Annotated in this window: 27 protein-coding genes; 18 read left to right on the top strand and 9 right to left on the bottom strand. The window is 32.6% G+C overall.

Going from position 1 to position 25,391, the window contains the following annotated elements; genetic code table 11:
• Window positions 1-141: 141 nt before the first annotated feature.
• Window positions 142-2,187: an HDIG domain-containing metalloprotein gene (locus Q0975_RS10395; RefSeq protein WP_299436129.1), complete on the bottom strand. Its 2,046-nt coding sequence runs from the start codon at window positions 2,185-2,187 to the stop codon at window positions 142-144.
• Between the two features lie 181 nt (window positions 2,188-2,368).
• Here Q0975_RS10395 and Q0975_RS10390 point away from each other — a divergent pair, with 181 nt between their 5' ends.
• The 8 genes from Q0975_RS10390 to recQ all read left to right on the top strand — a co-directional run bounded on the left by Q0975_RS10390 (window position 2,369) and on the right by recQ (window position 10,508).
• Window positions 2,369-3,547, top strand: a complete 1,179-nt coding sequence (locus Q0975_RS10390) for an acetyl-CoA C-acyltransferase (protein ID WP_299436127.1) — start codon at window positions 2,369-2,371, stop codon at window positions 3,545-3,547.
• A 70-nt stretch (window positions 3,548-3,617) separates the two neighbouring features.
• Window positions 3,618-4,367, top strand: a complete 750-nt coding sequence (locus Q0975_RS10385) for a C40 family peptidase (RefSeq protein ID WP_299436125.1) — start codon at window positions 3,618-3,620, stop codon at window positions 4,365-4,367.
• 12 nt (window positions 4,368-4,379) lie between these two features.
• A complete protein-coding gene (locus tag Q0975_RS10380; protein WP_299436123.1) occupies window positions 4,380-4,907 on the top strand; it encodes a GNAT family N-acetyltransferase in 528 nt (175 codons plus the stop codon).
• An 81-nt stretch (window positions 4,908-4,988) separates the two neighbouring features.
• Window positions 4,989-5,570 carry a TetR/AcrR family transcriptional regulator gene (locus Q0975_RS10375; protein WP_299436121.1) on the top strand — a complete coding sequence of 194 codons (582 nt, stop codon included), beginning with the start codon at window positions 4,989-4,991 and terminating at the stop codon, window positions 5,568-5,570.
• 51 nt (window positions 5,571-5,621) lie between these two features.
• Entirely contained in the window at window positions 5,622-6,371 is a 750-nt protein-coding gene (locus Q0975_RS10370) for a glucose 1-dehydrogenase (protein WP_299436119.1), read from the top strand.
• A gap of 180 nt (window positions 6,372-6,551) precedes the next feature.
• Window positions 6,552-6,923: a VOC family protein gene (locus Q0975_RS10365; protein ID WP_299436118.1), complete on the top strand. Its 372-nt coding sequence runs from the start codon at window positions 6,552-6,554 to the stop codon at window positions 6,921-6,923.
• Window positions 6,924-7,001: 78 nt separating this feature from the next.
• On the top strand, window positions 7,002-8,336 hold the full coding sequence (locus Q0975_RS10360; RefSeq protein ID WP_299436116.1) for a cytochrome P450: 1,335 nt from the start codon (window positions 7,002-7,004) through the stop codon (window positions 8,334-8,336).
• A gap of 54 nt (window positions 8,337-8,390) precedes the next feature.
• A complete protein-coding gene (gene recQ / locus Q0975_RS10355) occupies window positions 8,391-10,508 on the top strand; it encodes a DNA helicase RecQ (protein ID WP_299436114.1) in 2,118 nt (705 codons plus the stop codon).
• Here the strand turns inward: recQ and Q0975_RS10350 are convergent, their stop codons facing one another.
• The 5 genes from Q0975_RS10350 to Q0975_RS10330 are packed head-to-tail and all read right to left on the bottom strand — an operon-like array spanning window position 10,509 to window position 14,534.
• On the bottom strand, window positions 10,509-11,123 hold the full coding sequence (locus tag Q0975_RS10350; protein ID WP_299436112.1) for a hypothetical protein: 615 nt from the start codon (window positions 11,121-11,123) through the stop codon (window positions 10,509-10,511).
• 25 nt (window positions 11,124-11,148) lie between these two features.
• Window positions 11,149-11,979 (bottom strand): hypothetical protein, encoded by an 831-nt coding sequence (locus tag Q0975_RS10345; RefSeq protein WP_299436109.1) that lies wholly within the window; start codon window positions 11,977-11,979, stop codon window positions 11,149-11,151.
• Window positions 11,954-13,087: an NAD(P)/FAD-dependent oxidoreductase gene (locus Q0975_RS10340; RefSeq protein WP_299436106.1), complete on the bottom strand. Its 1,134-nt coding sequence runs from the start codon at window positions 13,085-13,087 to the stop codon at window positions 11,954-11,956. Before Q0975_RS10340 ends, Q0975_RS10345 begins: the two co-directional genes overlap by 26 nt.
• A 3-nt stretch (window positions 13,088-13,090) precedes the next feature.
• Window positions 13,091-13,741 carry an MOSC domain-containing protein gene (locus tag Q0975_RS10335; RefSeq protein WP_299436104.1) on the bottom strand — a complete coding sequence of 217 codons (651 nt, stop codon included), beginning with the start codon at window positions 13,739-13,741 and terminating at the stop codon, window positions 13,091-13,093.
• A 1-nt stretch (window position 13,742) separates the two neighbouring features.
• Window positions 13,743-14,534 (bottom strand): tRNA pseudouridine(38-40) synthase TruA, encoded by a 792-nt coding sequence (locus Q0975_RS10330; protein ID WP_299436101.1) that lies wholly within the window; start codon window positions 14,532-14,534, stop codon window positions 13,743-13,745.
• Window positions 14,535-14,686: 152 nt separating this feature from the next.
• On the opposite strand from Q0975_RS10330, the gene Q0975_RS10325 reads away from it, so the two are divergent.
• Window positions 14,687-15,064, top strand: coding sequence for a LysM peptidoglycan-binding domain-containing protein (locus tag Q0975_RS10325; RefSeq protein ID WP_299436098.1), 378 nt, complete (start codon window positions 14,687-14,689; stop codon window positions 15,062-15,064).
• 213 nt (window positions 15,065-15,277) lie between these two features.
• Complete coding sequence (locus Q0975_RS10320; protein WP_299436095.1) at window positions 15,278-15,601, top strand: hypothetical protein; 324 nt, start codon at window positions 15,278-15,280, stop codon at window positions 15,599-15,601.
• Window positions 15,602-15,854: 253 nt separating this feature from the next.
• On the opposite strand, the gene cmk is transcribed toward Q0975_RS10320, so the two are convergent.
• Both cmk and porQ read right to left on the bottom strand, forming a co-directional pair.
• Window positions 15,855-16,547: a (d)CMP kinase gene (gene cmk / locus Q0975_RS10315; RefSeq protein WP_299436092.1), complete on the bottom strand. Its 693-nt coding sequence runs from the start codon at window positions 16,545-16,547 to the stop codon at window positions 15,855-15,857.
• A complete protein-coding gene (gene porQ / locus Q0975_RS10310) occupies window positions 16,547-17,566 on the bottom strand; it encodes a type IX secretion system protein PorQ (protein WP_299436089.1) in 1,020 nt (339 codons plus the stop codon). Before porQ ends, cmk begins: the two co-directional genes overlap by 1 nt.
• Before the next feature lie 338 nt (window positions 17,567-17,904).
• Between porQ and Q0975_RS10305 the strand changes: the two genes are divergently transcribed.
• From Q0975_RS10305 to Q0975_RS10285, 5 genes are all read left to right on the top strand, one after another.
• Window positions 17,905-18,939 carry a rod shape-determining protein gene (locus Q0975_RS10305; RefSeq protein WP_299436086.1) on the top strand — a complete coding sequence of 345 codons (1,035 nt, stop codon included), beginning with the start codon at window positions 17,905-17,907 and terminating at the stop codon, window positions 18,937-18,939.
• 81 nt (window positions 18,940-19,020) lie between these two features.
• On the top strand, window positions 19,021-19,332 hold the full coding sequence (locus tag Q0975_RS10300) for a helix-turn-helix transcriptional regulator (RefSeq protein WP_299436083.1): 312 nt from the start codon (window positions 19,021-19,023) through the stop codon (window positions 19,330-19,332).
• A 41-nt stretch (window positions 19,333-19,373) separates the two neighbouring features.
• Window positions 19,374-19,970: a short chain dehydrogenase gene (locus Q0975_RS10295; RefSeq protein ID WP_299436080.1), complete on the top strand. Its 597-nt coding sequence runs from the start codon at window positions 19,374-19,376 to the stop codon at window positions 19,968-19,970.
• A 4-nt stretch (window positions 19,971-19,974) separates the two neighbouring features.
• A complete protein-coding gene (locus Q0975_RS10290) occupies window positions 19,975-20,760 on the top strand; it encodes a PhzF family phenazine biosynthesis protein (RefSeq protein ID WP_299436077.1) in 786 nt (261 codons plus the stop codon).
• Window positions 20,761-20,785: 25 nt separating this feature from the next.
• A complete protein-coding gene (locus tag Q0975_RS10285; RefSeq protein WP_299436074.1) occupies window positions 20,786-21,820 on the top strand; it encodes an NADP-dependent oxidoreductase in 1,035 nt (344 codons plus the stop codon).
• Window positions 21,821-21,829: 9 nt separating this feature from the next.
• Here the strand turns inward: Q0975_RS10285 and Q0975_RS10280 are convergent, their stop codons facing one another.
• Window positions 21,830-23,347, bottom strand: coding sequence for a DEAD/DEAH box helicase family protein (locus tag Q0975_RS10280; protein ID WP_299436072.1), 1,518 nt, complete (start codon window positions 23,345-23,347; stop codon window positions 21,830-21,832).
• A 178-nt stretch (window positions 23,348-23,525) separates the two neighbouring features.
• On the opposite strand from Q0975_RS10280, the gene Q0975_RS10275 reads away from it, so the two are divergent.
• The 3 genes from Q0975_RS10275 to msrB (Q0975_RS10265) all read left to right on the top strand — a co-directional run bounded on the left by Q0975_RS10275 (window position 23,526) and on the right by msrB (Q0975_RS10265) (window position 25,346).
• A complete protein-coding gene (locus tag Q0975_RS10275; protein ID WP_299436069.1) occupies window positions 23,526-24,395 on the top strand; it encodes an alpha/beta fold hydrolase in 870 nt (289 codons plus the stop codon).
• 67 nt (window positions 24,396-24,462) lie between these two features.
• On the top strand, window positions 24,463-24,954 hold the full coding sequence (gene msrB, locus Q0975_RS10270; RefSeq protein WP_299436066.1) for a peptide-methionine (R)-S-oxide reductase MsrB: 492 nt from the start codon (window positions 24,463-24,465) through the stop codon (window positions 24,952-24,954).
• Window positions 24,951-25,346, top strand: coding sequence for a peptide-methionine (R)-S-oxide reductase MsrB (gene msrB / locus Q0975_RS10265; protein ID WP_299436063.1), 396 nt, complete (start codon window positions 24,951-24,953; stop codon window positions 25,344-25,346). The genes msrB (Q0975_RS10270) and msrB (Q0975_RS10265) overlap by 4 nt, the downstream gene beginning before the upstream one ends.
• Window positions 25,347-25,391: the final 45 nt, after the last annotated feature.

The following is a 25,391-nucleotide window of genomic DNA, read 5'->3' as shown; positions in this document are numbered from 1 at the left end:
CTTTGGATTGTTGGATTGTCAGTCTATAACTAGTGGAAATACTATTATTATGAAGCATATTCATCTAACTCGCGGCTCATACAATGTATCATTTAGAAATAGCCAAAAACTCCTTTACTCAATCACTCACAGGCTCAATTACTACTCTGGATACTCTATTCTAAGATGGTATATGTTCGTTAATTTACGTTTGAATACCTTTTTTACTTGTTGAATTTCCTTAAATGTGATATTAGCATTAAGAAATTGTCCATCTTCCATTTGCTTCGTTACAATTTTCTCAACAAAAGAATCAATCAAACTACTAGTTGGATTCTTTAAACTTTTGGAAGCTGCCTCTACACTATCACTCATCATCAAAATTGCTGTTTCTTTAGAAAAAGGTTTCGGCCCTGGATACTGAAAATCTTCTATATTCACATTCTCATTAATTTCTTTGGCCTTCATATAAAAATAATACACCGTACTTGTTCCATGATGAGTTCTTATAAAATCAATAACTCGATCTGGTAATTTGTTCTTTTTGGCTATTTCAATACCTCTAATCACATGGTTTATAATAATTTTAGCACTTTCTTTTGGGGACAAAACATCGTGTGCATTCCCAGATGCTGTTTGGTTTTCTGTAAAATAAGTAGGGTTTGCCATTTTACCAATATCATGATATAGTGCTCCTACCCTAACCAACATCACATTTGCACCTATTTCACTGGCCGCAGCTTCGGCTATATTGGCAACATTAAGAGAATGATGAAATGTTCCCGGTGCCTTATCTGATAACTCCTTTAATAAAGAAGAATTGGTATCACTTAACTCTAAAAGGGAAACATCGGATATTAATCCAAACATTTTTTCATATGCATAAATCAATGGATGCACAATTAATGTTGCAAAACCACATATTATAAATAAACCAACAGTTGTCCAATCAATATCACTAACACTTCCTTCATGAATTATATGAAAAGCAAGGTATGCTAAAATATAAATCATAGTGATCTGACCAACAGTAATAAACAAGTTTGCTCTTTTATAGGATTCAGAAATAGTTAATATGGTTACAATACCCGCTATAATTTGTAAAAAAGTATACTCATAACTATTAGGAACTACAAAACCGAGAATTAACACGGTTACCACATGTGTAAATAACCCAAGTCTTGAATCAAAGAACGCTTTTAAAATTAATGGCAAAATACACAAGGGAACTATATATGTATAATCTGACTTATATTTTACGACCAGCGTAGTAATCAAAACCATGATCAGAATATTAAATGCTATAAAAGTAACTTGCGTATTATTATCATAAATATCTCTTCTGTATTTTCTAATAAAAAGCAACAACATCAGTAACGCTAAAGAAACTAGTATACCGTATCCAAAAACAATCCAATAAAAATTCTTATCGCTCCAAACTTGAGACTCATATTCCGCTTTAAGAGAAGTTAATATTTGTAATCTATTACCTTCTACCACTTCCCCTTTAGCTATAATTCTACTACCTTTAGAAACGCTTCCTCTAGTAGTTAGCACTTGAGCCAATTCATTATCAAGTGTACTTTCAGTTAATTTCTGATTAAGGGATACATTAGGTTTAACCAAATCATAAAACAACGCGACAAAGCCACTTTTAAATTTGACGTACTCGCTTTTATCAATTCTAGAACTAATTAATGAAGTAACAGAATTAGGAGTTAATATTTGACCAAAAGTTATGGCTTCAGCTTTATTTCCCTTATTTAGAAATATCTGTCTCTTGCTTTCATAAGAATATGACTCCTGTAAAACACCATATCTATAAATATCATTAAGTAATATCCTACCAAAAAGCCTTGCTTGTTTTGCCGAACTGCTCTGATCTAGGATTTCTAAATTACTTTTAAATGCAGCATCATAAGCATCTTTAGAAGTATTGGCAACGATAGTATCATATTCAAAATAAGGAATGTTATTATCCTTAATTCTTTTCTTCTCAGCATCTATATCTTCTTGAGTTTTTGCTATAGCAAAATCAAAAGGAGCATATAAATTTTCATATTGCCACGGCTTACCTTTCGTAAACTCATACTTAAACACTCCTCCTTTTGGGAATAAATACACTATGAGAATCAAAGTACTTATAAAAAGAAAACCTTTATAAAAAAAGGATTGGTTTCTATAAAAATTATTTAAAAAATTTTTCACTAGAATATTGATATAAATTACTCAAAAGTACTAAAAAATAAGTCAGTACAAAGAAGCTCAGAAAATAGCAGTTTCTTCTAATTCAAGCTTTATAAATCCTATGGATAACTTAACTATGTATATCCTTCAAAAATCCTTAAATTCGCAAAATAACATATACACATATAGTAAATCAAATATAATGAGCAAAGAAGTTGTAATAGTATCAGCAGCGCGTACACCAATAGGCAGTTTTTTAGGGAGTTTATCTACAGTTCCTGCGACCCAATTAGGATCAATAGCTATCAAAGGTGCATTAGACAAGATTAATTTAGATCCTTCATTGGTTCAGGAAGTTTTTATGGGTAATGTGGTTCAAGCCGGAAACGGACAAGCACCCGCCCGACAAGCAGCTTTAGGTGCTGGTGTTAGCGATTCTGTACCTTGTACTACTGTTAACAAGGTTTGTGCTAGTGGAATGAAAGCTGTTATGCATGCAGCGCAAGCTATTGCTTTAGGAGATGCGGATATTATAGTAGCTGGTGGAATGGAAAATATGAGTTTAATTCCTCATTATGTAAGATTAAGAACTGGCCATAAATTTGGTTCCCAAACACTGGAAGACGGTATGCAACGTGATGGTTTGGTGGATGTATATGATCAAAACGCCATGGGAGTTTGTGCTGATCTTTGTGCTACAGAACACGATTTTAGTAGAGAAGATCAGGATGCTTTTGCGATTCAATCTTATGAACGATCAGCAAAGGCTTGGTCAGAAGGTAAATTTGCAAATGAAGTTGTACCTGTTCCCGTACCACAACGTCGTGGAGAACCTGTTATGATTACAGAAGATGAAGAGTATAAAAACGTAAAAATGGAGAAGATCCCAGCTTTACGCCCTGCTTTCTCAAAAGACGGAACAGTTACTGCTGCTAATGCTTCTACCATTAATGACGGTGCTGGAGCTGTTGTAGTGATGAGTGCGGAAAAAGCAGCCGAACTTGGATTAAAACCTTTAGTAAAAATTAAAAGTTATGCAGATGCAGCACAGGAACCTAAATGGTTTACAACTGCTCCTGCAAAAGCATTACCAAAAGCAATTGAAAAAGCAGGAATTACATTAGATGATGTTGATTTCTTTGAATTTAACGAAGCTTTTTCTGTTGTTGGACTTGCAAATATGAAAATACTTGGATTAAATGATTCTAACACCAATGTTAATGGTGGAGCGGTTTCCTTAGGTCATCCATTAGGATGTTCTGGTGTTCGTATTCTGATTACTTTAATGAATGTCTTAGAGCAAAATAATGCTAAAACCGGAGCAGCAGCAATTTGTAACGGTGGCGGTGGTGCTTCTGCCATGGTAATTGAGCGTGCATAGCCTAAAAAGCTAAGCAACCTATAAGTAGTAATTTTATTAAATGTCTAATATCTAGTACCTATAAACATTCATGCTATACGGTATTTGCAATCTTAGTATTGTCCCTTTACGTTTAGAACCAAGTGATCCAAGTGAAATGGTATCTCAGGTTTTGTATGGTGAACACTTTAAAGTTTTAGAAAAACGAAAAAAATGGAGTCGAATCCGTTTGGCTTTCGATGCCTATGAAGGTTGGATCGACAATAAACAATATATAGAAATTACTGAAGAAGAATACAAAGATTTCGATACAAAATCTTTAAATCTTACAGCTGATTTAATTGATTTTGTAAGTTGTGAAGATAATCAACTAATGCCTATAGTACTAGGATCTTCATTAGGAGCTTTAGATTTTTTCAAACACCAATATGATGGCAATAGAGTCATTGATATGCGACCAAAAGAAACATTGGTAGAAACCGCGTACCTTTTTCTAAATGCTCCGTATTTATGGGGTGGCAAAACAAACTTTGGTATTGATTGCAGTGGTTTTACCCAAATGGTGTACAAATTAAATGGATACAAACTCTTACGTGATGCTTCTTTACAAGCGACACAAGGAGAACCATTAAGTTTTATTGAAGAAAGCGAACCAGGTGATCTCGCTTTTTTTGATAATGATGAAGGTATGATTACACACGTAGGTATTATTATGAAAGATAACTATATCATCCATGCGCACGGTAAAGTGCGTGTGGATCGTATAGATCATACAGGTATATTTAACGGAGAAAAACGTTTATATACTCATAAGTTAAGAGTTATTAAACGAATTGTTTAAAAAAATTGAATTATGGAATCCAAAGAATTAAAAATAGTAAAAATTCTTCCTGAGGATAACCATAAACTTCTGGAAATTGGTCGTAAAACATTCTATGATGCTTTCGGTCCTCCACATAATACGCCAGAAAATATTCATTATTATTTAAGTCAAAAATTTACATTAGAAAAAATCACCAATGAAATTCTACATCCAGAATCTCAATTTTTCTTTGTCATGCATCACGATCAAATTATTGGTTATGTAAAACTTAATTCCGGAACAGCCCAAACGGAAGTTATAAAAGGAAATTCCATAGAAATTGAAAGGATTTATGTGATAAAATCTTATCAAGGCAAAGGTGTGGGACAATACATTTTTGACGAGGTAATGAAAATTGCTGAAGAAAAAAAGGCTATATTCATTTGGTTAGGAGTTTGGGATCAAAACACCAGAGCAATCAAGTTTTATGAACGAAATGGGTTCAAAACCTTTGATAAGCATACATTTATGCTAGGTTCCGAGAAACAAACAGATGTTATGATGAAGTTAGTTTTATAAGAAATTTTAAAACTTTAGTATTTTTATAACATTAGGAACTCAGAATTATAATTAATTTTGGAACGATCATTTCATTAACACATGCCAAAAGTAGAAACATTCAATAGAACCAATGTCTTGCAGAAAGCAACAGAAGTATTCCATAAAAAAGGATACAACGGCACTTCTATGCAAGATTTAGTAGACGCTACTGATCTTAATCGATCTAGTATTTATAATTCATTTGGGAGTAAATTAGGTATATTTATGGAGGTATTGGCCTTCTATCAACAAGGTGCTAATCAAAATTTTGGGAAAGGTCTAGCGGAAGCTTATAATGCTACAGATGCTATTGAAGCTATTTTTAAATTAACTCTTAATGACATTATTGGAGATGATGATAGAAAAGGATGTCTTATTGTTAATTGTAAATCTGAAATGGCGAATCAAGATCATACTATTAAATCATTCATAGAGAAGAATCAGGATAGAATGATTGCAATGCTTGAAGATATTGTTAGTAAAGGTCAAATGGAAAAGATATTTAACACTGATCAGAATCCCAATCAATACGCATTGTACTTATATACTTCTATTCAAGGATTGAGAATGACAGGTATTTTAAATAAAAATGAAGAGGATCTACAAAACATAATCAAAACAGTACTAAAAGTACTATACTAATATTTTTTTAACTTAATTTGAAACGATTGTTTCAAATAAACAACATATAAAATGAGCAAATTAAAAAACAAAGTAGCCGTGATCACAGGAGCAAATAGCGGTATTGGATTAGCAACTGCTAAATTATATCTTAAAGAAGGAGCTAAAGTAGTGGTTTCTGGAAGACGACAAGAAGCACTGGATGAAGTCGCTAAAGAGTTAGAAGGTGACTTTATTACTGTAAAAGCAGATGTAGCAATAGCAGAAGACAATAAACGTCTTATTCAGGAAGCAACTAACAAATACGGAAAAATTGACATACTTTTTCTAAATGCTGGAATTGCGCCTGTTACTCCTACCACAGATATTACTGAAGAGCATTATAATCACATATTCGACATCAATGTCAAAGGTCCTATTATTGCCACAAAAGAAGCATTACCACATATCAATGATGGTGGTACGATTTTGTTTACAAATTCCATTGTACATCAAAAAGGTTTTGACGGATTAGGGATCTACTCTGCCTCAAAAGGAGCTTTACGAGCATATCAAAGAGTACTTACATCTGAAGTCAAATCTAGAGGAATACGAGTGAATGCAATTGCTCCCGGACCTATTGAAACTCCACTTTACGGAAAAATGGGGCTTCCAGAAGACGTTGTAACCGAAATGGGAAAAGGATTTGCACAACAAGTGCCTCTTGGTCGTTTCGGAACTTCAGAAGAAATCGCAAAAACAGCTTTGTTTCTTGCATCAGATGATGCTTCGTATATAAACGGAATAGAATTAGAAGTAGATGGTGGATTAAGTCAGATTTAATATATTCTACTAGCGAACTTAAAAAGGGTTGATTAATTAGTCAACCCTTTTTTTGTGTTTGTTATCTAAAAAAAATTAGTAACTTTCATAGAGTCAAAACATTTATGAACACCACTAACCTGAGTATTTTACTCGTAAAATACTACGGATTAAATAACTAAACCATATAAATTAAGAACTATGAAATTAGGAGCATTTTCAATTAGTCTGAGCGTAAAAGATATACATGTATCCAAAAAGTTTTATGAAAACTTAGGATTTGAAGTATTTGCAGGAGATATTGAAAAAAATTATTTGATTATGAAAAATGAAAATGCTCTTGTTGGGCTTTTTCAAGGAATGTTTGAAAACAATATTATGACGTTCAATCCTGGGTGGGATACTGCAGCTAATAAACTCGAAAGTTTTGATGATGTAAGAGAAATTCAAAAAGATTTGAAAAACAAAGGCATCAAACTAGAACAAGAAGCAGATGAGAATTCAAGCGGTCCAGGAAGTGTTGTAGTCATCGATCCTGATGGTAATACAATTTTATTAGATCAGCACGTTTAAAATTAAATATTAAAAAGTATTCTATGATTCTATTTTCGTTTTGTTAGTTTTATAAGAAAATCTCACAAATCCAATTTCATGAAAAACCCCGACTTATCAGAAATCCCTGGCAAAACTTCATCTTTATTGCCTTGGGGAGATTTAATGGCTTTTTTTAAGAACTATCATAGGTTTAAACAAAAAAAGTTAAAAAAATATGGGGATATTTATAAAGTTAGGATCTTAAATAGAGAGATTTGCACGCTCCATGATAAAGATTCTGCTCGTTACACTTTAGTAGAACACGACAAAGATTTTAATAGTAAAGAAGCGTGGGATTTGTTATTAAAGGACTTATTTCCGAATGGCTTGATGTTAATGGATGGCAAAAAACATAAACATCATCGTTCCATTATTGCGGAAGCTTTTAAGAAAAAACCTATGGAAGGATATTTAGATATGATGAAAAATATTGTTCCAAATCATATTAAAAAATGGAACGATCCTCATCCTAAAATGTTTCCATTATTAAAAGAATTCACATTAGAGATTGCTTTAGAAGTTTTTTTTGGGATTGATAAGAACCAACAGTTTACTAAGATTAATAAAGCCATAACCGATATTGTTGATGCTAGCTCTGCCCTACCCATTAAACTACCTTTTACCCCATATACTAAAGGAATCAAAGCTCGAAAATACTTAGTAGCATTCTTCAAAGATTTATTGCCAGAAAGAAAAAATAATCCAAAAAAAGATCTTTTTAGTATTCTGGCAACTGCCAAAAATGAAGACGGTGAATCATTAAACGATGAACAAATCATTGATCATCTGATATTTATTTTAATGGCCGCACACGACACTACAGCCAGTACACAGACTAGTTTTTGTTATTTCCTTGCAAAACACCCAGATTGGCAGGATAAATTAAGAACAGAAGCTATTGATTTTTATAAAGAGCATGGTGATGATTTTACGGCAAAAGATCTTAGAAAATTAGAACAATTTGGATTAGCACTAAAAGAAACACTAAGGCGTTTTCCTCCACTTACATCTGTAGGGAGAGTAGCTACTAAGGATCTTAATTATAAAGAATATAGCATTCCTAAAAACACACATGTATCGGTTGATATTGAGCAAAATCATCACAATCCAAACGTATGGTCTTGTCCGAACAGCTTTGACCCCGAACGATTTTCAAAAGAAAGAAGTGAACACACTAAATGCCCTTATACCTATACTCCATTTGGAGCAGGTGCTCATTACTGTATCGGTTTTTCTTTTGCAGAAATGCAGATAAAATATGTAATTAGCACTCTATTACTGTCTCATGAATGGTCTGTAGATCAAGCATATGAAATGCCTGTACAACCTGTTCCGTTACAAGTTCCAAAAGATGGTTTACCTGTAAGGATGAAAAAAATAAAAAGAAGTTAATAAGCACTGGTTACATCATTTATTTTTTGAAACCTTTTTCCTTTCTTTGCATTTATGCCAGAACAAGAACAAATCTTATGCACATTAAAGGAATATTTTGGGTACGACAGCTTTCGCCCTTTACAAGAAGAGATCGTTAACTCTATCTTTGAAGGCAATGACAATATGGTTATTATGCCCACTGGAGGCGGAAAATCTATTTGTTTCCAATTGCCAGCTCTATTACTTCCTGGTATTACTTTGGTGATTTCCCCACTAATTGCTCTGATGAAAGATCAAGTAGATGGATTATTAGCTAATGGTATACAAGCTGCTTTTGTAAATAGTAGTCAAAATGAAAATGAACAACAGGAAATTTATCAAAAACTTTTAGATAAAGATATTAAACTACTGTATGTAGCTCCTGAGAGTTTAAGTTTTCTGGATACTATACTTTCTCAAATTACAATCAGCTTAATTGCTATTGATGAGGCACATTGTATTTCGGCTTGGGGACATGATTTCCGACCAGCTTATACGCAATTAGGCTATCTGAAAAACAAGTTTCCTGATAGCCCAGTAATAGCATTAACAGCTACTGCTGATAAGGCCACTCGACAAGATATTTGTAATCAACTAAACATATCGAGTGCAAAACAATTTTTAGCTTCTTTTGATCGTAAAAACCTTAGTTTAGAAGTTCGTCCTGGAAATAAAAGAATCGAACAGATTATGGCTTTTCTTGAAGATAAACCAAATGATGTTGGTATTATCTATTGTTTAAGTAGAAAAACTACCGAAATGCTGGCAGAAAAACTACAAAGCCAAGGTTTTATTGCTGAAGCGTATCACGCGGGTATAGATCATCAAAAAAGATCCGCGGTACAAGAGGGATTTATTAATGACACTGTACAGATTGTCTGTGCCACTATTGCTTTTGGTATGGGAATAGACAAATCTAATGTACGTTGGGTAATTCATTATAATTTACCTAAAAATATTGAAGGATATTATCAGGAAATCGGAAGAGCTGGCCGTGACGGATTACCTTCTGCTACGGTACTTTTTCACAGTTATGCTGATGTAGTACAATTACAAAAGTTTGCAAATATGTCTGGTAATCAAGAAGTCCAAATGGCAAAGCTAGACAGAATGAAGCAGTATGCAGATTCTCTTAGTTGCAGAAGAAAAATATTACTTAGCTATTTTGGAGAATTAATTGAAGAAGATTGCGGTAATTGTGATGTATGTAAAAATCCTCCTAGTTTTATAGATGGAACCATTATTGCTCAAAAAGCATTATCAACAGTTGCTAGAATAAAAGAAGAAGAGCCGATAGGAACTGTAATAGACGTGCTTAGAGGCGCTCAAAATGCAATCGTATTGGATAAAGGATATCAAAGCCTAAAAACGTATGGCATTGCTAATGATATTTCTTGGCGAGATTGGCAACAATATATTATTCAACTGATTAATCAAGGGTATCTGGAAATTGCCTTTCATCAAAATAATAAGCTTAAACTGACGGCACTTTCTAAAAAAGTGCTTTTTGAAAGTGAAACGGTGAGTCTTGCAAATCTGGCGGAATTTGAAAAAATTAAAGAAGTAGCCACCCAACAACTTACAAAAACCAAAACAACTAGCCTATTCGATAAACTAAGAGAACTACGATTAGAACTAGCAAAAGAAGCCGGTATTCCTGCATATCAGATTTTTAATGATGCATCCCTAAAAGAAATGGAAAAATCCAGACCGATGAGTGATGAAGAATTTATGCAAATTAGTGGTGTAGGGAAAGTAAAAATGCAAAATTACGGATATAAGTTTATCAAAGCTATTATTGATTTTTCTACAGAAAAAACCAAAAAGAAGAAAAAAACCAACAAAAACAAGGGTAATTCTTATAAAGAAACCCTGAATTTATATAAGCAAGGATTATCAATAGAAGAAATTTCACAAGAAAGAAAACTAGCACAGTCAACTGTTTTTTCTCATATTATGAAGTTACATAATGATGGAGAAGATATTGATTTAAAACAATTTGTAAGTAAAGAAGATATTAATGCTGTAAAAGATGCAAAAGAAACGCTAGATAATCCTGATACACTAAAACCATATTTCGAACATTTTGAACAGGCAATGGATTACAATACTATAAAACTGGCTTTAGCTGTTTTAGATAATAACAAATAGTTACTCCTTAGCAATAGGAATCATCTGATAAAAGGGACCTTGATCACAACCATCTGCAACTTGCGCCAACCCGGTTACGATCAATAACATATGATGTTTAATGGATAATGAAACATTTATAATCGTTTGATCTAGTAGACAATCTTCCTTTATATCAGTGCCTCCGTTACAACAAAAACCATTAGAAGGTAATTGAGATATGATAAATTTTTCACTTTTATACACTTGGTTTTCTATACCAATTTCAAGATAGATACTATCATCTGAAATTTGTTTGAATCCCCCAACTTCTTTTAATGTTTGATAATCATTGCTTGCCAAAAGTTGTTTTACATTTCTATAAATAGTTTTTTGTTTTTCAACCATAAAATCAGGCGCTTCCTCGCTTGGTGATAAATTAATTTCACTTAAAACTTTCCCATCTTTAGAGTGTATTTTTTTCAAGGTAAATCCTAAATCTATGCAACAGGAATATTCATTGTAGATAATCAGATAATGTGAACCATCTTCAGAAATAGCTGGAAAATTATCCCAAACTAGGTTATCTCCATATTGATCGATAAATGGCCGAAAGGTTTCCTGAGCTAATGATTGGTATCCAATGAAAAGAAGCATGATGATTAAATATTTATCTTTCATTTTACTTCTCTCTTAAATTTGGAAAATTATCCAAGTCTATGTTCTTAATTTCGCCATTACAATTTTTAACAATTTTTGCTAGAAGCGGTTTTTCCGGAGAATCATCTATATTTCCAATTCTTATTTTCGTGTAGCAGGAATCTTTATAATTTGAATATTCTGTTGAAAAATATCCTACATTTGAACGCTGATCTGTATCAGATTCACTTCCAAGAAAAAAATATATTCCTAAATCTGCAATTCCATTTTCCATTTTATTTGATTTACCAAATTCTACCATTTCAATTCTATATTCTATAGATGTATAATTTATTCTTTTAATGGTTAAAGCAATTGCTAAATCATCTTTTCTACCTGTAAGTACGCTTCTCTTATCTATCTTCGGAAACTCCGGGAACTGAACCGTATCTTCTTCATTTAAAATCATTACATCTTCAGTAAATTCAATCTTTTTCATTCTTTTGGCTGATCTAAGTTTAGATATGAATGTACTCGAATACAGATGCTCATTATCAAAAAAAAATTCTGTAAAACTCTCATTTTCATTTATTTTTGATGATTCAGACTCTTGATTTGATTGATTTTGAAATATTTCTAATGTATCTTTTTCGTTTGGAATTATATCTTTATTTTCCGATTTCAGTTGAGTTATCGAATCGGACTTAGGGGATTCTTTTTTCATTTCTGTTCTTGACTGACATGAAATAAAGAGCATAATTATTATGAATATGTATATAGTAAATTTGAAAAACATATGACAAACTTCGTATAATAATGATACATCTAATACACGGTAAACCGTGAAGTTATCTATATCTCTTAAAAATCTCATCGACAATAGTTTTAGAATCATTAACTATGGTCCCTAATATTCCTCCTAGTTTGTAATTATCAAAACCGACAAAAAATAGTCCCTTATGTTCTCCTTCTCCAATGACTCTTTTAGGAACGCCATACGGATCCAATAATCCATTTGTATTCTCGATAAACTGTTCTACTTTAGCACGATATCCCGTAGCAAGTATTATAGTATCTACTACTAACCCTATTCCTTCTTTTAATTGAACCTTATTCTCATAAAATGAGTCTATATCACCAACAATTTTAATATTACCTGATTTAATCTGTTTCACGGTTCCAAGGTCTATTACAGGAGTCTTTCCCGTTTGTTTTAAGTGATCAATAGGATCTTTTTTAGAAATTGAAATTCCATACTTAGAAAGATCACCTATAACAATCCTTCTTACCTGCTTCCCAATCCATCTTCCTAACCCAAAAGGTAATTTTTCTAATTTCTTGGCGGTTAATTGTACTGGACGTCCATTAATATCTCTAGGAACGATCAGTAAAGGGCTTCTCACAGAAACCGTAACATCAATATTATGCTCACTTAAGTCCAGCGCCAATTCGGCTCCAGTATTACCCATACCTACTACGAGTACTTTCTTGCCTATAAAAGGTTTTGCGTTTTTATAATTTCTACTATGAACAAACGCTCCTTTAAAACTTTCCTGATTCTTCCATACAGGTGAAAAAGGAACTCTATTCACTCCAGTAGCCACTATAACATTTTCTGTTTGGTAGCTTTGCTTATTGGTATTTATTAGCCAATGATCATTTTCTCGTTTTATAGAGTGCACTTCCACATTAAATTGAGGTTTGATATCAAAATGCTTCGCATAAGTTTCATAATATTGAGCCAGCTTTGCTCTAGGAACATATCTAGGATAATCTTCAGGGAATTCTAAATGAGGTAAATGTGAAAGTTCTTTTACTGTATGCAATAATAATCGATCATAGTGATTATGCCAACTCCAAGCAATCTTATTGGTTTGCTCCACTATTTCGAAAGGAATATTCTGCTTTCTAAAACGACCAGCTACAGCTAATCCAGCTGGTCCAGCACCAATGATTAGGTTTTTTGTTTTTTTTAAACTCATAAATTATCTAGAAATAGAACTTCCATATCTGTTTAATATACTTTTTTTATTATTTATAGTAATAAAAGGATTATCAAGTGCCTTTTTAGCTAATTCCAGATGTGAGTTTTTATCATACAATAACACATACATATCCCGGATGGATATTCCATCATCTGACACCTCTTGAGGAATCAAAACATCGTCCATTTTGACAAAACCAGAAGTTAAAACTCTAAGATAAACACCTGGTAACAACGCTTCAATAAACTGTTTTAAAACTGTCTGTGTTCCGAAACGCACTCCCAGTTTATAACAAGGCTGTCTTGGTTGTGAAACTTGAACTATGGCATCTCCCAATTGATATATATCGCCAATTTTAATAATTCGTTCATCAAGTCCAAGAACTGTTAGATTTTCTCCAAACATTCCATAATTCCAGTCAAGATCAGGATACTTTTCTTTCCAATACGGATAATGCTCTGCTGCATATAAATAACAAGCTTTATCTACACCACCATGAACCCGTCTATCAACCACATGATCTCCTTTTACATCCTCCGTATCCAGAAAGATTGGTTGATTAACTGGATATTTATAGATACCTGTTTTTACATCTTTCCCTCTCCAAGAAATTACCTGAGGTTCTCCAATATTGGTAGATACTACTTTCATATTATTCTTTTTTAAGTTCTACAGCATTTAATATTAATCCAGAACCTGGTACAATATGTTCTAAAACAATTTCATCTGCATCAGGATTCAATGTCTTTTTAATAAAATTAATATCTACCTTACCTTTTCCTAAATCCAACAATACGCCCATCATCAATCGAATCTGATTTCTTTTAAAGCCTTGTCCTTTTACTCTTAACAAATAGCTTTCTTCAGGAAAAAAACTAGCTGTATATATTGTATTCTTTACAATCTCGCATTGTTTGATTTCACCGTGAACAATAGTATGCTCATTTGGTCTATGGCAATAAGATCTAAAATTATGTTTCCCTTCGAATAATTTTGCCGCCTTGATCATAACATCAATATCCAACTCTTCGGTAATATTATACATAAAAGGAGCACTAAATGGATGAAACTTTTTACCAAAAGAAAACAAGTATATATATTCCTTAATCTTGGGATGCTGAATTATATTAAACTTTTCATCAGTTTCTTGTATACTTATAGCTCTTATGTCTTGAGGAAGATTTTGATTAAATAAATCAAAAAAGTTTTTTAGTTCTAGAGGCGTATGATCTACAAACAATTCAATATAAGCTTCATTTGAAGAAACCTTGGCATCTGTTCGCCCAGCGGCTAATACTTTAAAATCTTTTGTTTCCAACACATAGTTAATAGTTCTCTCTACCATCCGTTGTATAGTATTTACATTTGGCTGTTTTTGCCATCCATGATATCTAAAACCTAAATATTGAAGCTGAATGAGATAGTAGAATCGTTTTCGAAACATAGTCACTTTTAATTATAAGTATTCGAATATAGATAAATTATGCATTTCATCGATTATAAGACGTTTTTTAATCAGGAAATTATATAAAATCAATTTTATAAATTATTATATTTGAGTAAATCTAATTAATAATTTAAAAAATCAACTTAGTTATGGTTAAAGCAAAATATCAAGATGTTTTGGATCTTGGACAAGAATTAAATATCCAAAACGGAGATGTATCTGAAGATAATGGAGTTCTTAAGGTAAAAGGAACTGCAAACACTCAATATGAAAAAAATCAAATTTGGGATAAAATAAAAGAAATTGGTGGAGATGCTCCGTCTGATATCGAAGCGAATATTGATGTAGCGGATAACTCTGTTTATCATAGACATACTGTAAAAAGTGGAGAATCTTTAAGCAAAATAGCGAAGCACTATTATAAAGATCCAATGAAGTACAAAGAAATTTTTGCTGCGAACACTCATATTCTAAAGAATCCTGATGTTATTCATCCAGATCAAGAATTAATTATCCCTAATCTATAAGATAAAATTTAAAACATACTTAGTATCTAAAGGCCATCCAAAACTTATTTTGGATGGCCTTTTTATTATCTATAAATATTTCAAATAGGTTTTAACCACTTGATATAAAGATTAAAAATATAAGTGTTTGTTTAAATCTACTGGTCAAAAGCAATAAAATGTGTAACTTTGCGGTTTTACCGTAAACTTACCCCGCCAAATCTATAAGGAATTATGAAGTCAATTTTATTTTCATTTTTTTTAACAATAGGGATTTCTAGCTATGGGCAGGTCTTATCCAAAACCAATATTATTTATGAGTCTCAGAAAACTGTGGTGATGAATAATGGCAAAGAGTATAAAATACTTAAGGAAGCTCCACTTTATGAAGCTTTTACGGATACAACAATACCTTTAAGATATAACTTCGAAGATAAAGTTCTAATTCTTAAACGAGTATTAATACTTAAAGAGAAAGACAACGAAAAAGAGTTAATAGAATGGGCACAAGGAAAAATGACATTTTATGAACTTAGGGAATCAAAAGATTCGGAATAGTTTTTACGCTATTTATCTACACCAATACTTCTGAAATCAATATATCATTTTCTTATATTGACCATTATAAGCTTAAACATATTCTATTCTAAAAAGTGTCTTTTTTAAGCCAATCAATACAAATAATAATGAATGTTCCGAATTATTAGAGTAGAAAAAGGCAATTATATCTACTATCAAAATAGCGAATTATATTGTATAAATTCAAAAAGAAAAATAACAAAAATCACTAACACTTTCAGTGTTTACTAGCTTATTTCGCAATTACTTTTTTTGCTATAGCAAGAATTTGTTCAAATTGCTCAACAAGAGTAAGATTAGAGTTGTCAATTTCTATAGCATCTTCTGCTTTGCGCAAAGGAGAGTCTTTTCTTGTACTATCTATATGATCTCTATTCACTACGTTTTTTAGAACATCTTCATAAGTAACATCTTCTCCTCTTTCCAAAAGCTCTTTATATCTACGCTCTGCCCTGTCTTTTGCAGTTGCTGTCATAAATAATTTCAATTCGGCATCCGGAAAAACAACAGTACCAATATCTCTACCATCCATTACAATTCCGCTGTCTTTACCCATTAACTGTTGCTGTTCTACTAATTTTTTTCGAACCATAGAAATAGCCGCTACGGGACTTACTAATTTAGAAACCTCGAGTGTTCTTATTTCTTTTTCTACATTTTTATTGTTAAGCACTACTTCGGCAAGACCTGTATCCGAATTAACTTCAAACCTTATGTTGATTAAAGATAGGCTTTGTTCTAGCGCTTCCTTATCAAAGTGAGATTGATCAATGAAGTTATGTTGCATTGCATATAACGTCACTGCACGATACATAGCACCTGTATCAACATATATATATCCTAACTTTTTTGCTAATTGTCGAGCAACGGTACTCTTACCCGTAGAAGAATAGCCATCTATTGCTATTATTACTTTTTTTTCCACTATTGAAGATTTACATTAACACCAAAAGTACTGGAGGAAGCTGCAGAATTATAACGAGCATAAGAATATGCAAATTTAAACTTACCAAGTTTTAGAGAAAATCCACCGCTAAGACCTGCAAATGATCGTTGATCTACTATTCTTAATTCTTCAGATCTCCTGAAATTATACCCTAAACGAATATTAAACCCACTATCTGGAAAAAATTCTAATCCCACAACCATATGACGAAGAGCATTATTCAAAAAACTAGGATCATCAGCTTCTACGTTACCCTCAAGATCCGTAATATCTCGAGCAGGGTTTCTAAAAGCAACATCCCAAACTTGTAAGTTCTCCAACGTCAAATTCCATCGAATTGGTACATTTTTAAGTGTTTGGGCAACCCCCATATCTACAGATAGAGGCAAATCTTCTCTTACATCTGCATAAGTTGTAAATTGAGTTCCCAAATTACGAACTGCAAATCCAAAATCTAATTTTGACTCTGGATTATGATAAATCAACCCCAAATCCAAAGCACCTCCCAAGGAAGTGTACTCTTCTAGTTTTGATGAGATAAATTTACCACTGGCACCAACATGGAAATTCGAATTAGGAATTGCATATCCATATCCAACTGATATTGCTACTTCACCAGCACCAAAATCTCCAGTTTCATTTCCAATTTCATCAAAACCATCAAAATTACCATAATTAATATAGGTAATTCCTGCATGGAAAACTCGTCTCTTTTCTCCAAAAGCTTTAGCATATGAAACAGATCCATAATTAACATCTGCAATATAATTCACATAGTTCACTGCTAATTGGTTATCCATATCGATATTAATAGCAGCGGGATTAAGCATTGCAGAAGTGGGATCCATATTATAGCCCGTTACATACTTACCACCAAGCGCAGCTTGTCTCGGAGAAGAAACCAAATTCAAGAATTGATAAGTATATCTACCTCCTATTTGTGAATAGGTCAAGGTGGTAAAAAGAACTATTACCAGAAATATGTATTTACGCATCATTAGCAGCAAAAATAAAAGAAACTATCTGGAAAACGATAGTTAGCGACAAAAATTTTACGAGACATCAAATAAAACGCAAAAGACTTCTAAAATAATGTGATAGAGAAGTTATTGTCAGTTTTTCCTGAGCAACTTTCTAACTTTACATAAATAAAAAGATAATTATATAATCAACATAAATAAAACACATAACCAACTGATTATCAGTGCGAAAACAAATCACCTGCAATATTATATGTATATCTGAGTTATTATGAGTTAGCAACCCAAATGTATAAATACTATTTCATCAACTAATATTTATACAACTCAAATCAATACTAACTTAACTCACAACCATGGGCTTTTTTGACTTTTTAACCGAAAAAATAGCAGTAGATTTAGGCACAACCAACACACTCATAACTCATAAAGGTAAAATAGCAATTGATGCTCCTTCTATTATAGCTGTTAACAGAATTAGCGGTAAAATAATTGCCGTAGGAAAGGAAGCAAGCGCTATGCGTGGAAAAATACATAAAAATATCAAAACCTTTTATCCATTAAGAAATGGAGTCATTGCTAATTTTGACTTATCAGAAAAGATGCTCAAAATTCTCATCAAAAAACTATCGGATCTTAGCAATGCTATTTTTATTAAATCCTATAAAATGATTATCGCGATTCCTTGTGGAATCACTAAAGTAGAAATGCGGGCTGTTAAGGAATCTGCCAGGCGTCTTAATGCAAAAAAAGTATATTTGATCTCTGAGCCAATGGCCGCAGCTATTGGTGCGGGTATTGATGTATTACAACCAAAAGGGCACATGATAATTGATATTGGTGGCGGTACTACAGAAATAGCTGTGATAACACTTGGAGGAATTATATCAGGTCAATCTGTAAAAATCGCGGGAAACGTATTTAATGACGATATTAGTCAATATGTAAGAGAAAAACACAACTTACACATTGGAGAAAATACAGCTGAGGATATTAAAATTAAGATTGGTTCTGCAATAGATACATTAGTATCACCCCCAGAAAAAATTCCGGTACAAGGAAGAGATATGCTAACAGGTAAACCTAAACAGGTTTATATTACTTATAAAGAAATAGCAAGGAGTCTGGATAAATCAATATCTCAAATAGAAAACTCAGTACTTGATACTTTATCCAATATTCCTCCAGAGATTTCTGCTGATATCTATAAAACGGGTATTTTTTTGACAGGAGGAGGATCCTTACTCCGTGGTCTTGATAAACGATTCTCTCGAGTTACTGAACTACCTGTCTATAAAGGAGAAAAACCTTTGGAAGTTGTTGTTAAAGGAAGTGAAATGGTTTTAAAAAACCTGAACAAATACACTAGTGTATTAATTCATAACGATTAATTCTAATCAAATATTCTGAATATTTAAAACTAAAGTATCAACTATAACATATTTACAAAATTAAATATGTATATTTGATGCGTGGATAAAAAACAGATATTAGAAATAAACAAGGCTTTGGCCAATTCTACTCGATTAGATATACTGAAGTGGTTAAAGAATCCAGCTACGAATTTCCCGCCGCACTCTGATTTAGGTCATTTTGATTTTGGAGTTTGTGGTCAATTTATTCAGGATAAGTCAGGTTTATCACAACCTACTATTTCTCATTATTTAGCCACCATGAATAAAGCTGGGTTATTGATACCCACTAGACATGGAAAGTGGACCTATTTTAAAAGAAATGAAAAGGTAATCCAACAATATATTAATGAAATAACAAATAATCTATAAAAAATTTATTCATACATATTTACAAAACTAAATATATAATTATGAAGATATTAGTCATTGGTTCAACAGGAACCATCGGAAAAGAAATTTACAATTCGCTTAAAAAAAATCATGAAGTATATGGAGCACATAGAAATAGTGACTACTTCCCTATTGATATAACAGATAAAGCCTCTATAAAATCTCTTTTTGAAAAACTACCACAATTAGATGCAGTTATTAATGCTGCTGGAACTGCTTCTTGGAAATCACTTTCTGATCTTAAAGAGGAAGATTATTACATTGGAATTAATAGTAAATTAATGGGACAAGTAAATCTTGTACATATAGCCAAGGACTATTTAAAAGAGAACGGTTCTATAACACTTACTACTGGTATTCTTGCAGAACACTATGAACCTAATGCTGTGGCGCTTTCTTTAGTTAATGGTGCAATTCATAGTTTCGTTAATGCCGCTTCTCAAGAGCTAAATAATGGTATTCGCCTTAATACTGTGGCTCCTGGAGCCATCGCAGGTGATTTTCCGAAAGACCAAAAATTTGCAGGATATTTTCCTGTTGAAATCGAAGATGTTATAAAAATATACGAGTATATACTAACTAATAATAATACTGGTCAAATTCTAAAAATTTATTAAACATATGAAGATTCCTATATATCAAATAGATGCTTTCACCCAGAAACTCTTTGGAGGAAACCCAGCTGCCATTTGTCATTTACCGCATTGGTTAGATGATCAGAATTTATTAAATATAGCAATAGAAAACAATCTAGCTGAAACAGGGTATTTTGTAAAAAAAGATGACATTTATGAAATTAGGTGGTTTATGCCATATGCTGAAATTGATTTATGTGGTCACGCTACCTTAGCATCGGCTTATGTTATTTTTAATTACATAGATACATCCATTACTGAGGTAACGTTTTCTTCTAAAAGCGGTATTCTAAAGGCTAAAAAAGAAGATAACGGTACTATCACACTAGATTTTCCTTCTCGACCTCCTGAACCAGTTGATATCCCAAAAGAGATATATGAAGCGTTCCAATCCAGACCTCTAAAAGCTTATGCAGGAAGAGATCTAATAATAACCGTTAGTTCTGAAGAAGAAATTTTAGCAGAAGAACCTAAACTAGAACTCCTCAAGGGACTCCCCTATTTATGTACAATAATTACTTCTGAAGGAAATACTTCGGATTTTGTATCCAGAGTTTTTGATGCTAATTCAGATATACCTACGGAAGATCCTGTCACTGGTTCAGCGCATGCTGCATTGATTCCTTTTTGGGCAGAAAAACTTGGCAAGACAAAATTAAAGGCACAACAATTATCTAAACGAAGAGGAGAAATAGATTGTAGATTAGAAGGAGATCGTGTTTTTCTTAGTGGGCATTCAGTACCTTATTTAATTGGTGAAATAGAAATTTAGATAATAAAATAAACAATATCAGTAAGTGAAAAAAATTCAAAATAAACAATGGATATATAGTAAAATACCTGAGAAATCTGTTGATCAAAGCCATTATACTTTAGAAGAAAATATACTTACTATTTCGGATTTAAAATCAGGACAAGCCATACTAAAGGCTGCTTATTTTAGTATAGATCCTTATATGCGGATCCAACAATCTAGAAACAATACTTGGGAGGAACCACATCCATTGAATACCGTTCAAAGAGGAGCTGTTGTCTGTCAAATAGTTGGAATTAATGATAGTAATACCACTCTGAAAAAAGGAGATTGGGTATTATCGTATACTGGTTGGCAAGAATATGCAATTACAGAAATTAGCAACCTTCGTTTGCTAGATCCTAAAGAGGTTTCAGTCACAACAGCTTTAGGTGTTTTAGGCATGCCCGCACGTATTGCATATTTTGGATTCATTGAAACTGGTTTGCCAAAAAAAGGAGAAACTGTTGTTGTTTCTGGTGCTTCTGGAGCGGTTGGCCAAGTTGTAGTGCAGATTGCCAAAATTAAAGGTTGTAAAGTTATTGGTATCGCCGGATCAGAGGAAAAAACAAAATTCCTTAAAGAAATCATAGGTGCACACGAAGTAATAAATTACAAAAAATATCCGACGGCAAAAGAAATGCACCAAGAATTACGAAGACTATCTCCAGAAGGAATAGACATATACTATGATAATGTTGGTGGATATATTACTGATGCTGTTTTTGAACACATCAATCTTAATGCACGAATTATTATTTGTGGGCAGATTTCACAATATTTGGGAGGTTTAGATACCCCAGAAATGGGTCCTCGATTTCTCCACAAAATATTATACCAAAGAGCTACTATAAAAGGGATCCTTGCAAGAGATTATAACGATAGAATGGACGAAATGCTTTCAGAAATGATTCCTTGGGTTCAAAATGGTTTGATACAATATCATGAAACTATTATAGAAGGTTTTGATAAATTACCAGAAGCTTTGAATATGTTATTTTTTGGCAAAAACAAAGGAAAATTAATTGTAAAAGTGTAGAATAAAATGTTATTCTATAAACATTTTATTGATTTTGGATCGTAGTTTTCTTCCATAATCCTCCTGCAACCAGTCTCTATAATTTTTGGTGCTTTTACTAATACAATATGAATATCTGCGAACTCTATACTCTATATCCTGATCTAGCAATTTGCTAAGAATTCGTGCGTCAAATACATCTTCACTATTTTCCACACACATTTTAGCATGCTGTTCTATGGATTTTTCTAAAACACTTTTACTACGCAAACCATATCTCTTAGTATTCGTATATTCAGTTTCAATATCAAAATCTATTTCTGTAGAATTACTAAATTCTTTTCTTACTTCATCGGGCATTACATATTTAAATTTACGCTCTATCTCATCATCACTAACCAGACTATCATAGTAAAAATCCGGCGATTTGAAAATAGACTGCCAATCCATCTCTCCATTCCAAAGGCCAAAGCGAGCTGTATTATTTCCCATGTCAATAATATTAAACTCTGGTTTTTTAGGAAGTATTCTAGATCCTCTACCAATCATCTGAAAATAGAGTGTTAAGGATTTAGTAGCTCGGTTAAGAATTACCGTCTCTACAGTAGGCTCATCAAAACCAGTAGTCAAAATACTCACAGAAGTAAGAATAGCATTATCAGTATACTTAAACCATTTAAGTATATCTGCTCTTTCTTGTTTACTATTGGTATTATCTAAATGCCTTATAGGGTACCCTGCTCTATGAAAAACATCATACACCTGAATGGAAGTGTTTATTCCATTGTTAAAAATCAAGGTCTTTTGCCCTTTTGTTCTTTCTTCGTAGGCTTTCAACAACTTATCCTGCATCAATGCATTTGTATACAGATCTTCGGAAGATTTTACCGTATAATCACCATTCATACCGATCTTAAGAGAACCAAGGCCTACGTCATATGTATAGGTCACAGGCTTGGCCAAAAAACCATTCCCGATAAGTGAGGAAATCGTGTCTCCTACAATTAACTCCCTATAGTTATCCTTCATAGGAAGTTTCATATTAGAACTTAATGGAGTCGCAGTAACTCCTAAAATAAAGCAGGTATCAAAAAAACGAAACAACTTCCGAAAAGAATTATAATGGGCTTCATCAATAATCACCATTCCAACATTATCAATCTCTAATTGATCATCATTAAGTCTATTATTAAGTGTTTCTACCATCGCTACGAAACACATATATTCATTTTGATCTTCTAACTTTTTTACAGTACTGTTAATGATCTTATTTTTCACATCAAACTCTGTAAGCATCTTAGAAGTTTGATCACAAAGTTCGATACGATGCGTAAGCACCATCACTTTTTTCTTTGTGGTCTCTATATATCTTCGTACAATTTCAGAAAAAATAACGGTCTTCCCTCCTCCTGTTGGGAGCTGATATAATAAATTATAATTTTCAGGAAATTCCTGCAAACGCCCAAAAATCTTATCTATATCTCTGGCCTGATAATCATAAAGTACTTTTTGTTCCTTTTTTTGTATTTCAGAGGGTTCTACCCGCATTTGCATCTAATTAAAAATAAGCTACAAAATTAAACACTTTATAAACTTATATAAAAGATTTTGTGAAATATATTTCGTTTGATTCAAACATATCTTCTCAAAAGTGTTAATTATTCATAATATTTCTTACAACTGCGTTTGTTCTTTTAATTTTAAATTAAAATTGATAGACTAGCTAATGGCTAAGATTAATAAAGATCTAATACCTGTACAAGCACTGCTTATTCCTAAACCAATTTTGTATACAGGAAAAATATTAAACTGGATTTCGCCTTTTTTAGCTTCTCGGTTTGGAGCCCGTATATTCTTAACTCCGTTTAAATACACGAGACCTGAACGAGAACGAGGTATGGCTATAAAAAGTCAGAAAGAAAGCATCAAAATAGAAAAGATAAATAGAGAAATTGTTGTTTATAATTACGGGAACTCAGCCAAGAAGATTTTGTTAGTACATGGATGGTCTGGCAGCGGCACTCAACTTTCTAAGATAGCTGATCAGTTATTAGAAAAAGGATATAGCACCGTAAGTTTTGATGCTCCGGCACATGGGGAATCTCCTGGTAAAAGAAGTACTATGCCACATTTTATTGAGGCAATTCATCAATTAGAAAAAACACACGGTCCTTTCCATGGTGCAGTAGGACATTCACTGGGAGGAATGTCATTATTAAGAGCTACTAAATTTGGTTTAGGAATTAAAAGACTAGTGATCATTGGTACTGCTAATAGTATTACCAAGGTAACTAAAGATTTTGTAAAGAATCTACAGTTAAGTCAGAAGACCGGTAAATTAATAAAGCAATATTTTGACGCACATTACGGAGAAGATCTTAACAACTATTCTGGTGCGATTTCTGCTGAAAGTGTAAAAATACCAACATTGGTAGTTCACGATAAAAATGATGTAGATGTTCATTATAATGCGGCTCTTGAGATTATGGAAAAACTAGAAGATGGTGAATTACTGTTGACCGAGAAATTAGGACACAGAAAAATACTTGGAGATCAAACTGTAATCGGTAAGATCATTAATTTTGTGAAAGAATAATCATTCTAATGTTATTGATTGTATTCGTATACGACTATATAGTTATAAAAATATTAATCTGAAGAAAATGAAAAATATCCTAATAGTATGTATCAGTATTTTAACTATGAGTTGTACTGGTAATGCACAACAAGAAGTCCAAAAAGAAAAGAAGGAATACGCAGTTTCTAAAACAAATAAGGAATGGAAAGAAATTCTTACAAACGAACAATATTATATTCTTAGACAGGCTGGAACCGAAAGACCATTTTCTAGTCCTCTAAATAAAATGTACGCTGCAGGAACTTTTCATTGTGCTGGATGTAATACTCCTTTATATGAAAGTGAACACAAATTTGACAGTGGTACTGGTTGGCCTAGTTTTGATAGATCTGTAAAAGGAAATGTATCTCTTGATACTGATTATAAATTAGGCTATGCAAGAACTGAACTTTTATGTGCAACCTGTGGAGGTCATTTAGGGCACGTATTTAACGATGGACCAAGAGAAACAACAGGAAAAAGACACTGTATCAATGGCGATGCTTTGGCTTTTGAACCAAAAAAAACTAAAGAATGAGCAAATATCCTTTTCAGAAAACGGAAGAAGAATGGAAAAAAGAACTTTCCGAAGAGCAATATAGAATACTAAGACAAAAGGGAACTGAACGTCCTTTTACAGGGGAATATAATATTCATTCAGAAAATGGAACTTATAAATGCATGGCTTGTCAAGTTCCTTTGTTCGAAAGTACATCAAAATTTGACTCTGGGTGTGGATGGCCAAGTTTCGATGAATCAATTGAAGGAAGTGTAGAGTATTTAAAAGATACTACACATGGAATGATAAGAACAGAAATTTTATGCACTAATTGCGGTAGCCATTTAGGTCATATTTTTGATGATGGACCAACAACAACCGGTCAACGATACTGTGTAAACTCAATAAGTATAGGTTTTGACAAATCGTAACCGAGTATCATTTTTATACTTTGGAACACTTATTGATGTATACCT

This window comes from uncultured Aquimarina sp. (assembly GCF_947500065.1).
Taxonomy (GTDB): domain Bacteria; phylum Bacteroidota; class Bacteroidia; order Flavobacteriales; family Flavobacteriaceae; genus Aquimarina.
This window is presented reverse-complemented; position numbering and strand designations above follow the sequence as displayed.

What these genes read in the sequence shown, in the direction of transcription:
- Q0975_RS10305 (WP_299436086.1), top strand. Translation starts at nt 17,905, where the DNA reads ATGGGCTTTTTTGACTTTTTAACCGAAAAAATAGCAGTAGATTTAGGC.
- Q0975_RS10385 (WP_299436125.1), top strand. Translation starts at nt 3,618, where the DNA reads ATGCTATACGGTATTTGCAATCTTAGTATTGTCCCTTTACGTTTAGAA.
- Q0975_RS10360 (WP_299436116.1), top strand. Translation starts at nt 7,002, where the DNA reads ATGAAAAACCCCGACTTATCAGAAATCCCTGGCAAAACTTCATCTTTA.
- Q0975_RS10340 (WP_299436106.1), bottom strand. Translation starts at nt 13,087, where the DNA reads ATGAGTTTAAAAAAAACAAAAAACCTAATCATTGGTGCTGGACCAGCT.
- Q0975_RS10330 (WP_299436101.1), bottom strand. Translation starts at nt 14,534, where the DNA reads ATGTTTCGAAAACGATTCTACTATCTCATTCAGCTTCAATATTTAGGT.
- msrB (WP_299436066.1), top strand. Translation starts at nt 24,463, where the DNA reads ATGAAAAATATCCTAATAGTATGTATCAGTATTTTAACTATGAGTTGT.
- Q0975_RS10290 (WP_299436077.1), top strand. Translation starts at nt 19,975, where the DNA reads ATGAAGATTCCTATATATCAAATAGATGCTTTCACCCAGAAACTCTTT.
- Q0975_RS10365 (WP_299436118.1), top strand. Translation starts at nt 6,552, where the DNA reads ATGAAATTAGGAGCATTTTCAATTAGTCTGAGCGTAAAAGATATACAT.
- Q0975_RS10325 (WP_299436098.1), top strand. Translation starts at nt 14,687, where the DNA reads ATGGTTAAAGCAAAATATCAAGATGTTTTGGATCTTGGACAAGAATTA.
- Q0975_RS10345 (WP_299436109.1), bottom strand. Translation starts at nt 11,979, where the DNA reads ATGAGATTTTTAAGAGATATAGATAACTTCACGGTTTACCGTGTATTA.
- msrB (WP_299436063.1), top strand. Translation starts at nt 24,951, where the DNA reads ATGAGCAAATATCCTTTTCAGAAAACGGAAGAAGAATGGAAAAAAGAA.
- porQ (WP_299436089.1), bottom strand. Translation starts at nt 17,566, where the DNA reads ATGATGCGTAAATACATATTTCTGGTAATAGTTCTTTTTACCACCTTG.
- Q0975_RS10375 (WP_299436121.1), top strand. Translation starts at nt 4,989, where the DNA reads ATGCCAAAAGTAGAAACATTCAATAGAACCAATGTCTTGCAGAAAGCA.
- Q0975_RS10295 (WP_299436080.1), top strand. Translation starts at nt 19,374, where the DNA reads ATGAAGATATTAGTCATTGGTTCAACAGGAACCATCGGAAAAGAAATT.
- Q0975_RS10275 (WP_299436069.1), top strand. Translation starts at nt 23,526, where the DNA reads ATGGCTAAGATTAATAAAGATCTAATACCTGTACAAGCACTGCTTATT.
- Q0975_RS10390 (WP_299436127.1), top strand. Translation starts at nt 2,369, where the DNA reads ATGAGCAAAGAAGTTGTAATAGTATCAGCAGCGCGTACACCAATAGGC.
- Q0975_RS10280 (WP_299436072.1), bottom strand. Translation starts at nt 23,347, where the DNA reads ATGCGGGTAGAACCCTCTGAAATACAAAAAAAGGAACAAAAAGTACTT.
- Q0975_RS10320 (WP_299436095.1), top strand. Translation starts at nt 15,278, where the DNA reads ATGAAGTCAATTTTATTTTCATTTTTTTTAACAATAGGGATTTCTAGC.
- Q0975_RS10380 (WP_299436123.1), top strand. Translation starts at nt 4,380, where the DNA reads ATGGAATCCAAAGAATTAAAAATAGTAAAAATTCTTCCTGAGGATAAC.
- Q0975_RS10350 (WP_299436112.1), bottom strand. Translation starts at nt 11,123, where the DNA reads ATGCTTCTTTTCATTGGATACCAATCATTAGCTCAGGAAACCTTTCGG.
- Q0975_RS10335 (WP_299436104.1), bottom strand. Translation starts at nt 13,741, where the DNA reads ATGAAAGTAGTATCTACCAATATTGGAGAACCTCAGGTAATTTCTTGG.
- recQ (WP_299436114.1), top strand. Translation starts at nt 8,391, where the DNA reads ATGCCAGAACAAGAACAAATCTTATGCACATTAAAGGAATATTTTGGG.
- Q0975_RS10370 (WP_299436119.1), top strand. Translation starts at nt 5,622, where the DNA reads ATGAGCAAATTAAAAAACAAAGTAGCCGTGATCACAGGAGCAAATAGC.